At 60.6% G+C, this 13,759-nt stretch carries 10 protein-coding genes and 1 pseudogene; 7 read left to right on the top strand and 4 right to left on the bottom strand.

Annotated features, from left to right (window positions below; genetic code table 11):
* Positions 1-38: 38 nt before the first annotated feature.
* Together lapD and lapG are read right to left on the bottom strand one after the other, a co-directional pair.
* Entirely contained in the window at positions 39-1,985 is a 1,947-nt protein-coding gene (gene lapD, locus BLU71_RS22730) for a cyclic di-GMP receptor LapD (RefSeq protein WP_064364559.1), read from the bottom strand.
* Positions 1,986-1,999: 14 nt separating this feature from the next.
* Complete coding sequence (lapG, locus tag BLU71_RS22725; protein ID WP_024011112.1) at positions 2,000-2,692, bottom strand: cysteine protease LapG; 693 nt, start codon at positions 2,690-2,692, stop codon at positions 2,000-2,002.
* Between the two features lie 196 nt (positions 2,693-2,888).
* Between lapG and BLU71_RS22720 the strand changes: the two genes are divergently transcribed.
* The 5 genes from BLU71_RS22720 (at position 2,889) to BLU71_RS22700 (ending at position 9,892) form a co-directional block, all read left to right on the top strand.
* Positions 2,889-3,599, top strand: a complete 711-nt coding sequence (locus BLU71_RS22720; RefSeq protein ID WP_064364558.1) for a GntR family transcriptional regulator — start codon at positions 2,889-2,891, stop codon at positions 3,597-3,599.
* Positions 3,600-4,296: 697 nt separating this feature from the next.
* Positions 4,297-5,073, top strand: a complete 777-nt coding sequence (locus BLU71_RS22715) for a DUF3050 domain-containing protein (protein WP_064364557.1) — start codon at positions 4,297-4,299, stop codon at positions 5,071-5,073.
* Positions 5,070-5,999, top strand: coding sequence for a diiron oxygenase (locus BLU71_RS22710; RefSeq protein WP_083353937.1), 930 nt, complete (start codon positions 5,070-5,072; stop codon positions 5,997-5,999). The genes BLU71_RS22715 and BLU71_RS22710 overlap by 4 nt, the downstream gene beginning before the upstream one ends.
* 10 nt (positions 6,000-6,009) lie before the next feature.
* The gene (locus tag BLU71_RS22705) at positions 6,010-9,402 is read left to right on the top strand and encodes an amino acid adenylation domain-containing protein (RefSeq protein WP_083353936.1); all 3,393 of its coding nucleotides are present in this window, start codon (positions 6,010-6,012) and stop codon (positions 9,400-9,402) included.
* 22 nt (positions 9,403-9,424) lie between these two features.
* Complete coding sequence (locus BLU71_RS22700) at positions 9,425-9,892, top strand: SRPBCC family protein (RefSeq protein WP_064364555.1); 468 nt, start codon at positions 9,425-9,427, stop codon at positions 9,890-9,892.
* Between the two features lie 131 nt (positions 9,893-10,023).
* On the opposite strand, the gene BLU71_RS28220 is transcribed toward BLU71_RS22700, so the two are convergent.
* Positions 10,024-10,809 carry a methyl-accepting chemotaxis protein gene (locus tag BLU71_RS28220; protein ID WP_371919881.1) on the bottom strand — a complete coding sequence of 262 codons (786 nt, stop codon included), beginning with the start codon at positions 10,807-10,809 and terminating at the stop codon, positions 10,024-10,026.
* A 69-nt stretch (positions 10,810-10,878) separates the two neighbouring features.
* A pseudogene (locus tag BLU71_RS28215) lies at positions 10,879-11,904 on the bottom strand (cache domain-containing protein); the annotation flags it as partial.
* Between the two features lie 311 nt (positions 11,905-12,215).
* Here BLU71_RS28215 and BLU71_RS22690 point away from each other — a divergent pair.
* Both BLU71_RS22690 and BLU71_RS22685 read left to right on the top strand, forming a co-directional pair.
* The gene (locus BLU71_RS22690; protein WP_065615689.1) at positions 12,216-12,716 is read left to right on the top strand and encodes a sigma-70 family RNA polymerase sigma factor; all 501 of its coding nucleotides are present in this window, start codon (positions 12,216-12,218) and stop codon (positions 12,714-12,716) included.
* Positions 12,716-13,717, top strand: coding sequence for a FecR domain-containing protein (locus BLU71_RS22685; RefSeq protein WP_083353935.1), 1,002 nt, complete (start codon positions 12,716-12,718; stop codon positions 13,715-13,717). Before BLU71_RS22690 ends, BLU71_RS22685 begins: the two co-directional genes overlap by 1 nt.
* The last annotated feature ends 42 nt before the right edge of the window (positions 13,718-13,759 follow it).

The raw sequence follows: 13,759 nt of genomic DNA, 5'->3' as shown, positions 1-13,759 counted from the left end.
CCCTCTGGGAGAGGGTTAGGGTGAGGGCGCTTCCTGGCTCACCGCCATGGCTTCGGCTCACCGAGCAACTGCCCCTGCACGCCATACAGGCCCATCTCGCGAATCACCGACAACTCCCCTTCGGTCTCGACCCGTTCGGCAATCAACGGCAGATCGATGCTGTGCGCCGCGCGCTGGATCGCTTCGATGAACAGACGCTTGTCGCTTTCCTGATCGATCGCCCGAATGTAGCTGCCATCGATCTTCAGATACGCCAGACCTAAACGCGCCAGGTTGCCAATCATGCTGAAGCGTCCGCCAAAACGTTGCAGGCTCAGCGAGAAACCCAGCTCGCGCAGGCGTCGGGTCAACTGCTCCAGCACCGCCTGTTCAGGCAATTGCTCCTCACCGATTTCCAGAGTCAGACGCGCGCCGAGGTTGGAGTGTGCGCGCAGAATCTCGAACACTTTGTTCAACGCCTGCGGATCGGCCAGCGTCGCCGAGGACAGGTTCAGCGCCAGCGAATCCTCGTGCGCCTTCATCTGCTCGAGCACGCGTTCGAGCATCAGCCGATCGAGCCGTGCGGTCCAGCCGAAACGCTCCAGCCACGGCAGGAAGCGCCCGGCGGGAATGGTCTGGCCCTGCTCGTCGAGCAAGCGCGACAGCACTTTGTAATGCAGCACCAGTTGCGTGTCCTGCGCGGCGACCACCGGCTGGAAGTACAACTCGAAACGCTGCTGACTCAGGGCCTGATCCAGCAGTCGATGCCAGGCGTGGTGATCGTCGCCGACCTCCGCTACCAGACTCTGATCGATGCACGCCCAATTCTGCTCGCCCTGGCCTTCGGCCTGCGCCAATGCCTGATCGCCCAGGGTCAGCACTGCTTGCGGCGAATCACCATGGGCGAACGGCGCCAGCCCGATCGAAGCCACCGCCGGCACATCGGTCGCGCCGGTGGCATGCAGGCTGCTCAGTGCATTGTCGAGATTTTGCGCCAGCTGCAGCGCTTCCTCACGCACCAGCCCCGGCGCCAGCACGGCGAACTCACCGCCGCGAATTCGCGTTACCAAGTCTTGAGTCTGTGGATATCTTGCGCACTCGCGGGTCAGTTGCTCACCGACGGCTTTGAGCAACTGGTCGGTGCGCTGGCCGCCGAGACGCTGGTTGAGCCCGGCCAGATCCTTGACCCGCAACAGCAGCAGATAACCGGAACTGGCCTGCTCCGGGTTGCTAACCCGGTTGTTCAGTTGCATCTCGAAATAGCGGCGGTTGGCCAGGCCTGTGAGGTTGTCCTGATAGGACTCTGTGCGCAGTTTTTCGCTGCGCTCGGCCTGCTCCTGAAACAGCGTCTTGAGCTTCTCGACCATCTGATTCATCGCCTGCACCACCCTGCGCAATTCAGGCGTGCGCGGCAGATCCGGCAGGCTGAGAAACTCGCGGCGGGCGATGGCATGGGACTGCTGGACCATGTAATCAAGCGGCTTCAACTGCCGACGCAGCAGCAGCGCGCCGAGCACCGCGCTCAGCGCACCGCAGATCAACAACCAGCCGAGGCTGCCCAGTGCGCTCTGCCACAGCTTGGCCACGGCGAACATCGGATGGCTGACCACCTCGACCCGCGCCGCCTGCTCCCAGCCGCGGCTGACCAGCGCATCGCCACCGGCCGGTTCCAGACCGATCAGTCTGACGAACCAGTCCGGCACGTTGCTCACCGCCGGAGTGCCGCTGCGCTCGACGATGGTCTGCTCGGTCTTCACGTCGACGACGCGAATGCTCGCGTAATAGCCGCTGTCGAAAATCGAACTGACCAGCAGCTCGACCATCGCCGGGTCGTCGATATTCGGCGTCAGCGACAACGCCAGCGCCGTCGCGGCGTCCTGCGCGTGGGAGCGCAACTGATTGACGTACTGGGTGCGCGAGCTCTCCAGGCTGACCATGAAGCTGCCGGTGAAGGCCACGACCAGGAACAGACAGATAGCGATCAACAGCTGTTTGAACAAAGACATCTGAGCGCGTGCTCCTAGTTAGTCGTCTCGACCGGAAAACCTTCGGCCTGCATTTTTTTCAGCACATCCTGCCAGCGCGACAGGCGTTTGGTGTCGCCGACCTTTTTATTGCCCTTGGCGCCCGGCAGATACAGACCTTCGGCATTGAAAGAGTAGACCGGCAGCAAATCGGTCCGCTGCGACGCCGGCTGGATCGGATCGATCAGACTGTCGAGCACCAGCGGCATGGCGTCGGGGGTCGCATAGTACGTCAACACCATGTGCGCGCGGTTCTGCCGCAGCGCCTTGACGTAGGTGATGCGCAGCTTGTCACTGGAAACCCCGAGATGGCGCAGGCTGAAATACTTGGCGATCGCGTAGTCTTCGCAGTCGCCAGCGCCCTTCCACAGCGCTTCGATCGGGGTTTCCCAATAATCCACCTCGCGCCAGAGATCGATGTCCTCGACGTAGCGCACCTGCTTGTTGAAGAACAGGTTCACCACCTTGAGCTTGTCCATCTCACTGACCTGCTTCTGCGTCGCCAGCAGATTCTGCCAGGCGTCGATGCGCTGCTGCCCGGCACCCAGTGGCCCATAAAGAGCAGTGGCCTTGCGGCTGATCGCGGAAAAATCCCAATCGGCGTGCAGACCGCCCAGCATGACGCCGGCCAGCAGCAATGCGCAGCCAAGCCAGCGCAAGGTCCGAGGGATCGCGAAACGTACCGCCACAGCAGGTTTCCAGAGGACAGAAAGGAAGCGTTTGATGGTGAAGCTTAGCCCGGCAAAAAACAATGGCACCGTGAGATCATCGAAAGACGCGCTAGACTTGAGATGGCAGCGTTATGTTTTACAAGGTTTGACAACCTGTAGAGCAATCACTAGTGTCATTTGGATCCAAATATTACGACCTACAGGGTGTGTTGTCGTGACTCAGAAGCCCAAACCGCTGCACAGCATCAAAGTCGAAGGACCGATTCCTGCGCATCTGGCCCGGTCGGTAATTGAAGAAACCCTGCGCTCGGCCATTCTAGATGGCCGTCTACCCTGTGGCACAGCGTTGCGCCAACAGGATCTGGCCGACCTGTTCGGGGTCAGCCGTATGCCGGTGCGCGAGGCCTTGCGCCAACTGGAAGCGCAAGAGCTGCTCAGCGTCACCACGCACAAAGGCGCCGTGGTTGCGCCGCTGATCCAGGGCGATGCCACCGAAACCTACGAGTTGCGCATTCTGCTCGAATCCGAGGCATTACGGCAGTCGATTCCGTTGCTGACTGACGCCGAGCATCAACTCGCCGCCGGCTATATCGACGAACTGGAAGCCCAGCACGACTACAACGAAATCGGCCGCCTCAACCGTCTGTTCCACATGGCCCTGTACAGCAAGGCGCCCAATCAGCGCCTGCTGCGCCTGGTGGAGGACGGCCTCAACGAGGAAGAACGTTTCCTGCGTTTCAACCTGGAAGCCATGGGCCTGGGCAAGCTGTCTCAGGACGACCACCGCGCCATGCTTCACGCCGTGATCGAGCGAGACATCCCGCGTTCACTCGAACTGCTGGAGCAGCACCTCAACCGTGGCGTTGAGGTCATCACCCGCTACCTGGCGACCCCCGCCGCGCAGAAGCGCCATACCGCACGCTGACATCTCGCCCGCCGAATAATCCCCTTACAAATCTTCGCGACCGCTCTGCTGCCAGCTCTGGCAGCGGATCGGCGCGTGCGCGGCTGCCCGCCGCGCCCGGACCAGCGCTTTGTCGCTCTATGCCAATGACCAATCGGTAATAGCCGTGACGGCAATTTACCCGCACTCTTCCAGCGCCAACCCTATAGAACGGGGACACGCCGCCCTGACGGCACAGTCTCCGCAACAGGAACCTACGGAAGGAGCCTTGTCACGGGAAACAGGAAGTCATGGCGCCGGTCCCGGCCAACTTTCGCCCCCATCAATTCAATCAATCTCCTTAGTTAAAAGTTGCTTCGAGTGAGGCATTCACTCTTTTTATCTATTTTGGCCCCAATTAGCCGAAAGGAGCAACTTCGCCCAAATAAAACTTGCTCTGAAAGTTTTATCGGCAACTTTCATACTTGAAAAACAACCAACTTAAAATAATTGAAAATAAACTTGTTAATTGCTTTTGCCCTGTATTAGCTTTCTCTCGCCAGGTTTGAACTTTGTCGTTCACCGCGGCATACCTCACGTACCAAACGCAGCAACCGTGGCCCCGCAACGGCGTCAGAGCGCGATCTTGAAAGTATCTGGATAACTTCCATCCAACTTTCTCCATCGCTTACAGCAACTGAAAAGAACTGTGCACCTCATATCACTGATAAAGGACATCATGATGCCCACTAAGCAGCAACTCGCCCTGAAGAAAGCCGAACTGAGTATTCACCCGATCTTCTCCGAGATTACTTCGTTATCGGTACTACGCCGTTTCATGGAAACCCATGTATTTGCCGTATGGGACTTCATGTCGCTGACCAAGCGCCTGCAACAGGAACTGACTTGCACACGCTTGCCCTGGCTGCCGCCGCGCGATCCCCACGCGGCACGGTTGATCAACGAGATTGTGCTGGGGGAGGAATCGGACGATCGCCTCGATGCCGGCCATTACAGCCACTTCGAGTTGTACCTGGATGCGATGCGCGAAATCGGCGCGAGCACCACAGCAGTGGAGCGCTTCGTCGCGTTGCAGCAGGAAGGCGTGAGTTATGACGTTGCGTTGCAAAGCGTCGATGTCGAGCCGGCGGCGGCGCAGTTTGTCCGCGACACTTTGCAGATTGCCCTGCAAGCGCCGGGACACAGCGTCGCCGCCGCATTCCTGCATGGTCGCGAGAGCGTTATCCCGACCATGTTCCAGCGCATCCTCGATGACTGGGGCATCGGCATCGAACAGGCGCCGACTTTCCGGTATTACCTGCAACGGCACATCGAAGTCGATTCCGAAGACCACGGCCCCGCCGCCGAGCAGTTGCTGGAACGTCTGGTCGATGGCGATCCGCAGCGCGCAGCTGAAGTCTATGCCAGCGCCATCGCCGCCGTGGAAAGCCGCATCGCCCTGTGGGACGGGCTGCGCCTGAGCATGGGCGCAGAAGTTGTCGAGGTGGCCCAATGAACGCCGCCGACTATCAATCCTTCGCCGAGGCCTGGGAAACCCGCGCGACTATTCGTACCCGTCCGCGACGGGTGCTCGAAGACGATCAGCGCCTGATCTACCCGCTTAGCCGCCAGCCGCTGGTGCTCAGCGAAACCTTCCTGCGTGAATGCCCGCAACAGCGTGATTTCGCGCTGGTGCAGACGTTGTACAAATTCATCAATGACGTAGTGATTTTCGAAACCGAAATCGTCGACAAGACCGCCCGCAGCATTGCCAAAAATCGCTTCGCCGTGGCGTTTCCGTTCGCCTGTCGCTACGACGCGATGACCGTGGTGGTCGATGAGGATTACCACGCGCTGGTAGCCATGGATTTCATGCAGCAAACGGTGGCGCTGACCGGTATCGAACCGATTCAGTTGCCCGATGAAATCGAACTGAGCCGGGCGATTCCCGCCGCCGTGGCACTGGCGCCGGAGCACCTGCGCAGCGCGGTGGAATTGATTTGCGTGGCGATCGCCGAAAACACCGTGACCGGCGACGTCGCCGCGTTCGCCCGCGACGATTCGGTCAAGCCGTCGATCAAGGGCCTGATGGCCGACCATTTGCTCGACGAGGGTCGCCATTCCAGTTTCTGGGCGCGGATGGTGCGCATCTATTGGCACACCGCCAGCGACGCGGACCGCGAAACCATCGCGCAGATTCTGCCGGTATTCATCGGCCATTACCTGACCAATGACATCCAGAAGTCCTTCGACCTGCGCCTGATCGATGCACTGCCGATCAGCGAAATCACCCGGCGTTCACTGCGTGAGGAAATCGCTGGATTGGCCTTCCCGATCAACCGCCACCACCCGTTGGTGGGCAACATCGTCAAGTTTTTCCACAACAGCTCGCTGCTCGACACACCGTGTGTGCAGCACGCCCTGCGCGACTATCTGGTTTGAGGAGGCCGACATGAAACGTCTCGACATTTTGCTCACCGGCGCCAGCCAGGCCATGACCGATCTGGCCCGGGAACTCGAACAGCATGGCCATGCAGTGACGCGCAGCGGCGCGACACCCGCGGCGGTGGATCTGATCATCGACGATGGCTTTATCGGCGCCGGCGACTTCTGCGCGATCCCGCATCTGCACCTGCGCCTGGGTGTCGCTGCACAAGTTGACGGCGGCCTGCCGACCCTCGACTTGCTGTGCTTCCTCGGCTCGTCGCTGATCAGCCGTGTGCCGATCGGCGATGAGCCGTCCGGCAATGGTCAGTCCTTACGCCAGCGAGCGCTCGTCCATGTGGTCGACGAAGTGGCGTTGCTGGTCAGCCGTTTTTCCCGCGATGCCGATTATTTTCGCCATGCCCCTGCGCTGAGCGCGCCGGATTTCGAACGGCTGGAAGATCTGCTGTTTCTCGACAAACTGGCGTACGTCCACCGCCTCAACAATACGGCGAACCCTGCACTGCTGCAGCAAGCGCAGACCCCACTGATCGAGCGTCTGCAACAGAGCCTGATCGAGCATGCAGAACGGCCGGCGCTGTACCTCGGCGGACAGACCATCAGCTATCGTCAGTTGCACGCCCACAGCCGCGCGATTCAACAGCGACTGCTGCCGTTGCTCGAGCAACATCCGCAGCCGTGGGTGGTCGGAGTCTGCCAAGGCAAGAACCCGGCGTTGTTCGCTTCGATCCTGGCGATTCTCGGCAGCGGCGCGGTGTACTTGCCGCTGGAGCCGAGTCATCCGCTGCAGCGCCAGCAATACATCCTGGAAAACGCCGGCGCTGTGTTGTTGCTCCACGATGGGCGGCAGACGCTCAGCGAATCGATAACAGGGCTGGATGTCAGTGGCATCGAGGCGACCGACGCCGATCTCGATCGGCCGCTGATGCTGCACCCGCCCGAGCTCGATGCGCCGTGCATGGCGCTCTACACCTCGGGCACCACCGGGCATCCGAAAGGCGTGCTGCTCAGCCAGGCCAATCTCGCTCACTTCACTGCGTGGTACGCCGACCATGTGCGATTGCGCGCCGAGAGTCGGGTATTGCAGTTCTCGTCGCTGAGCTTTGATTCGTCGCTGATCGACATCTTTCCGAGCCTGCTCGTCGGCGCGGAGCTGGTGGTGCCGGACGACACCCAGCGTCGCGATCCTTTGCAACTGGTTGCGCTGATTCGCCGTCGGCAACTGACCCACGCCTTCCTGCCGCCGGCGCTGTTGAGCATCCTGCCGCTGCAACCACTCGAAGGCCTGCAGGTGATGACCGGCGGCGATGTCTGCGAGCCGTTCGTCATTGAACAACTGACCCGGCAAGGTACCCTGCACAACCTGTACGGCCCGACCGAAGCCACCGTGCTGATCACCGCACGCCAGCTGAAACCGGGCGACAGCAACCGCACGCTGGGAGCGCCGATCGCCAACAGTCAGGTGCTGATTCTCGACGACGATCTGCAACCGGTGCCCAATCAAACCGTCGGTGAACTGTTCATTGTCGGCCCGGGTGTCTGCCTCGGTTACCTGAACAACCCGCAGCAGACCGCCGAGCGCTATCTGACCCTGTCACTGCCCGGCGGCGAGACCTTGCGCGCCTACCGCAGCGGCGACATGGCCAAGTGGGGCGAGCACGGTATCGAGCTGTGCGGGCGGCGCGACAATCAGGTGAAAATCCGTGGCTTCCGCGTCGAGCCGGAAGAGATCGAACGCTGCCTGCGCGAGAGTCGCTTGTATCGGCAGATTGCCGTGGTCATCGACAGTCAACGGCGCATTCTGGCGTTCCTCGCCCAGCCGCAGACCGAGGCTGCCCGGGACGAACTGAAAGCCCATGCCCGGCAGTTTCTGCCGGACTACATGCAACCCGTGGCATGGACCGAACTGCCGCAGATGCCGTTCGCCAGCAACGGTAAGGTCGATCGCAGGGCGCTGTTGGGATTGCCGGTGAGCGTTCAGGACAGCGCTGCGAAATGCCTGCCGGCGAACGCCGACGAAGCGCTGTTGCTGGAGATCTGGGCCGAGTTGCTGGAACTGCCGACCAGCGACATTTCCACCGACGAAAGCTTCTTCAATCTCGGCGGCCACTCGATTCTGCTGTCGCGGATGTTGCTGCGCTTGCGCGAGGAATTCGGCCGAAGCATTTCGATCAATCGCTTCATCGAACTGCCGACGATCAGCAAACTGGCGACGCTGGTGCGCGGCACCGACGACAGCGCGGCACTCAGCGCTCAGGCCATGGCCGACGCCGAGCGCACGCTGGATATCGAACCGCTGCCGATCAGCCGCATGGGCGATGTGCACAAGGTCATCGTCACCGGCGCCAACAGTTTTGTCGGTGTGCACATCGTCGAAGCGCTGCTCGGTTGGGGCGCCAGCGAGGTCGCCTGTCTGGTGCGCGACGGCGCCGGGCAAACGGCAACACAACGCTTCGCTCAGGCCCTGCGCGAAAACCGTCTGGAGCATCTCGATCTGAGCCGTGTGCGGGTTTATGCAGCGGATATGAGTCGCCCGCAGTTGGGCCTGGGCGATGACGATTATCAGCGCCTGGACCGCGAGTTCGGCGCGCTGGTGCACAACGCCGCCAACGTCAACCACGTACTCGATTACGAGTCGCTGGCAGCGGACAACGTCGAGCCGATCTTTGCCTTGCTGAGGCTGTGCGAAGGGCGGAGCAAAAAGGTCTTCAATTTCGTCTCGACCCTGTCGGCCTCCAGCACCGTGGATGACGCCGGTCGAGTGCTCGAGTTGCCCGCCGCCGCGACGCCACCGATCTACATTCGCAACGGCTACAACCTGTCGAAGTGGGTCGGCGAACGCATCCTTGAACGAGCGCGCGAGCGCGGTGTGCGGGTCAATCTGTATCGTCCGGGCAATATCAGTTTCAACAGCCTGAGCGGCGTTTGTCAGCCGCACAAAAACCGCTTGATGCTGATGCTCAAAGGCTCGATCCAGCTCGGTCAGGTGCCGGCCTTTGCGCTGAATTTCGACCTGATGCCGGTGGACTTTCTCGCCCGCTTCATCGCCTTCCATGCCAGCCGTTATTCAGCGGAGCGCGCAGTGTTCAATCTGCACAACCCCGAGCCGCTGAGCTGGGATACCTACGTCGCTTCGTTCCGCGAAACCGGCAGCGAGTTCTCGCTGGTCAGCGTTGCCGATTGGCAGCAGCAACTGAACCGGGTCGACGCCGACAACGCGCTGTTCGGCGTGCTCGGTTTCTACCTCAACGGTTTCGAAGAAGACATCGGCGATATCTCGCTGATCGGCCACGCCAACGCCGAGGCCGGCGTGCAGCAGATGGGCGCGCACTACCCGCAGAAATCCCCGGCGCTGTTGCGTCGCGGCTGCGACTACCTGAAAGAAATCAACTTTCTCTGACTCATCAACAAGGAGCAACACCATGAGCAATCTGCAACCCGACACCCTGATCAAAAATCCGCAAGGCTGCCATGTTGTGTCGTCGGTGGAAGTGCCGGCGGACGCGGCAGAAGTCTGGGCCGTAGTGGGCGATTTCGCCGGCTTCGATCGATTCATTCCGGCGCTGTCGCACACCGAAATGACCGGCGAAGGCGTGTCTTCGCTGCGCAAGAAAATCTTCAAGGACGGCAACATCGTGGTCGAACAACTCAACGCCCGCGATGAACAGGCACGGCGCATGACCTGGACGACGATTTACAACACTCTGGGGGTGGCGAATCTGTGGGCGGCGATGCAGGTGGAATCGCTGAGCGAAGGGAAGTCGCGAGCGACCTGGACGATCATCGCCGAGCCGGCTGCGGGTGGGGATGAAGCATTGCCGGGATTCAAGGATTTCGTGCAGGGGTTTGCCGATGATGCGATGGGCAATGTCTTGAAGCTGTTTGTTTAAGGCTTCGGATTTGCGGTGGATGTCACACCGCTTTCGCGAGCAGGCTCGCTCTCACATTTCGATTGCATTCCTTCTATAGGAATGCGGTCACCCTGTGGGAGCGAGCCTGCTCGCGAAGAACGATAACGCGGTCAGATCTTGAAGCTGTCGACCAACTGCTTCAACCGGTTCGCCTGTTGCGACAACGCATCACAATCCTTCAACGTTTCGTTGAGGTTGGCCACGCTCTGCTGATTCAACAGGTTGATCTGGTTGACGTCGACGTTGAGGGTTTCCACCACCGCAGTCTGCTCTTCGGTTGCAGCTGCCACCGACTGGTTCATGCCGTCGATTTCGCCGATGCGCTGGGTCACGCTGACCAGGCGCAAACCGGCCTGATTCGCCACTTCCACGCTCTGCTCGCTGGACGCCTGACTGGCGTTCATCGTGCTCACCGCTTCACGCGAACCTACCTGCAGCGAGGTGATCATCTTGTGGATCTCTTCTGCCGACTCCTGGGTGCGATGCGCAAGGTTGCGCACCTCATCGGCGACCACGGCAAAACCGCGTCCGGCTTCACCGGCTCGCGCGGCTTCGATGGCCGCGTTGAGCGCCAGCAGGTTGGTCTGCTGCGAGATGCCTTTGATCACATCGAGAATGTGGCCGATGTTGTCGGTGCTGGCGTTCAAGGTCTCGATCTGCGTGCACGACAGGCTGATCTTCTGCGACAACTCGGTCATCGCCTGAATCGTCTGCTCAACCACCTGACGCCCGTCATCGGCTTGCTCGCTGGCGCCACTGGCGTGCTGCGACGCATCCGCCGCGTTGCGGGCGATTTCCTGAGTGGCCGCGCCCAATTCGTTGATCGCGGCAGCGACGCTGTTGGTGCGTGCACTTTGCTCGTCGGAACCGATGATCGAAGCGTTGGACGATGCCATCACCCGTTGCGACAGATCATGGACATGGCGGGTGGCGGAAGACACTTCGGAAATCGACGCGTGAATCCGTTCAACGAACTGGTTGAAAGCGCTACCCAACTCACCGAATTCGTCTTTGCTTTCAACCACCAGACGCCGGGTCAGATCGCCCTCGCCTTGAGCGATATCTTTCATCGCACGGCCCATGGTGATCAGCGGACGCATCAACACGTTGATCAACAGGCTCAGCAGCAACGCAATCGCCGCGACTGCGACAAACATGGCGATCAGCGCCGAGGTGCGGAATTGGCTGAGTGCGGCGTAGGCCTTGTCGCGATCGATCGACAGACCGATGTACCACTGCGCATTCGGCAGATCGCTGACCGGGGTGAACGACAGAATGCGTTCCTGGCCGTTGAGCACAACGTTCTGGTTGCCCTTCTCGATGCGCACGTTGGTGTTCGGGTAGATGTCCTTGAGGTTTTTCATCACCTGATCTTTGTCCGGGCTGACGATCACCTGGCCGTCACCGCTGACCAGAAACGCATGGCCGAGGCCACCGAAATCCACCGAATTGATGATCTTCACCAGCGTTTCCAGACTCAGGTCACCGCCGACCACACCGAGCAGTTCGCCGTCCTTCTTCACCGGCATGGCGATGGTCACCACCAGGCCACCGACTGCCGCCATGTAGGGCGGCGTCAGCATGGTTTTGTCAGCGACCACTGCCTGCTTGTACCAGGGGCGCTGACGCGGATCGTAACCGTCCGGCATCTTCGCATCGGGACGTTGGGTGAAGACACCGTTGGCCTGCCCGACGTAGGTGAACTGGAAGTTCGACGTGAAGGCTGGTTGATCGACCAGTCCGGGGAAGTCGGCATTCTTGCCTTGATGAGCCACGTTCTGCGCGAGGTTTTCCAGCACCAGAATGCGCCCGCTCATCCAGTTCTGCACGCTGCTGGCGGTCAGGTCACCGGCCTGCTGCACGGAGGACTGCAGATTCTGGCGAATGGTGTTTCGCTGCAAGTAATCGTTGTAGAGCGTGAACAAGGCGAACGCCAGGACGACGACGCCCGACGCGGCCAGGAGGATTTTATGGCTGAACTTGAGATTCATTTCAGAGGACTTCTTATGCCAAAAGTGGGTATGCGTTCCGGATGCAACATTCCATGTACAGCGCAGGCAGCATTCTTCTGGCCGCTCTACTTTGGTGCACGCATTTCTCACCAGTCTGTCGGCCAGTCGGCGATAAATCTTAGGGTCGAGTAGGAAATGGATGAGATTCGTGACTGATTCCCGCCGAACGGCGTGCCAGAGCGGCTGAGGTGAAATTTTTCTCACTGTCCTCAGGACGACAGTTGCAAAATCGGTAACCCTTGATGACAATGCGACTAATTATCATTTGTGACGTTCGGGCTGGCGTGGTCATGTCTTCACCTGAGTTGGTCGTACAGGCGCTTTACGGTAGTCATCACGGCTGGCTGAACGCTTGGCTGCGCGCGCGTCTGGGCAATGCGGCGGATGCCGCGGATCTGGCTCAGGACACTTTCCTGCGTCTGCTCCAGCGCACCGAGCGCCTCGAATTGAAAGCGCCCCGAGCCTTTTTGCGGACCATTGCCCGCGGTCTGGTGATCGACCATTGGCGCCGCGAGGAAATCGAGCGCGCTTATCTGGAAACCATTGCTCATCTGCCTGAAGGCGAAGCACCCGACACGGAATCCCGAGCATTGGTGCTTGAACTGCTGGAGAGCATTGCGCGCATGCTTGAAGGACTGAAGCCGAAAGTGCGTCAGGCGTTTCTGCTGGCGCAGTGTGAAGGTCTAACCCACAAACAGATCGCCGAGCAGCTGGGGGTGTCGGTTCGCTCGGTGGAACGCTACGTCGCCGATGCGTTGTTTCACTGCTATGTGTTGCGGTACGAGCGCTGATGCCTGTGGATAACCTCTCGCTCGGTCGCCGCGTTGAACCTCGGCAACAGGTGGTTAAACAAGCGATTCACTGGCTGCTGCGGCTGCGCAACAACCACGGCAATTCCCGGTTGACTCGCCAATGCGAGCAGTGGCGCGCCGAGCACCATGAGCATGAAATCGCCTGGCAACGGATGCAATCACTGCACGCCGAATTGAGTTCCAGCCTGCGTGCCGTGCCCGGCGCGCAGGTCGCGTTCAACACCCTGGAAAACAGTGCGCAGGAGCTGGGCCGACGCCAGGCTTTGAAGTTGCTGTCCGGTGCGCTGTTGATGGGATCTGCCGCGTGGCTGGCCAAGGACAGCGCCGCCTGGCAGCAATGGAGCGCCGACTACGCCACGGCGACCGGCGAACGGCGCGGCTTCCAGTTGCCCGACGGCACGCGGATCGAGCTCAACACCGCCAGCGCCGTGGATCTGGATTACACCGCCCGGCAGCGCCTGATCAAACTGACCCGCGGCGAAATCATTATTACCTGCGGCGGCTCTGACGAAGGCGCGGCGACGGATCGACCGCTGCGCGTACAGAATCGCCACGGGAGTTATGAGCCGTTCGCTGCGCGTTTCATTTTGCGTCAGGAAGATCAGTGCACGCGGCTCAGCGTTACCCGTGGCCGAGTGGTGGTTCGCGCTGGCGGTCATTCGCTCGAAGCCCTCGCCGGGCAGAGCTTTCTGGTCGATCAAGGCGGTTTGCGCGCGGCACCGAAGCTGGATATGGATGCGGGCGCCTGGCTCGATGGCTTGATTGTCACGCGCAATATGCGGCTGGGCGACTTTATTGCTGAAGTCGCCCGTTACCGCCCGGGGTTTCTGAGTTGCGCGGCGGATATTGCTGAGCTGCGCTTGTCCGGTGTGTTCCGTCTGGAGGACACCGACAGGCTGCTGGCGGTCCTGCCGCAGACGCTGCCGGTGCAACTGCGCTACCGCACCCGTTGGTGGGTGACCCTCGAGCGCGCGGTGTGAAATTTTTTTGGCGGGTTTTTTCAGACAGTCCGGCTTAGTCAG

It is taken from the genome of Pseudomonas moraviensis (assembly GCF_900105805.1).
Classification (GTDB): domain Bacteria; phylum Pseudomonadota; class Gammaproteobacteria; order Pseudomonadales; family Pseudomonadaceae; genus Aquipseudomonas; species Aquipseudomonas moraviensis_A.
Note: the sequence above shows the minus strand (reverse complement) of the source record. Positions and strands in the feature narration are given on the sequence as shown.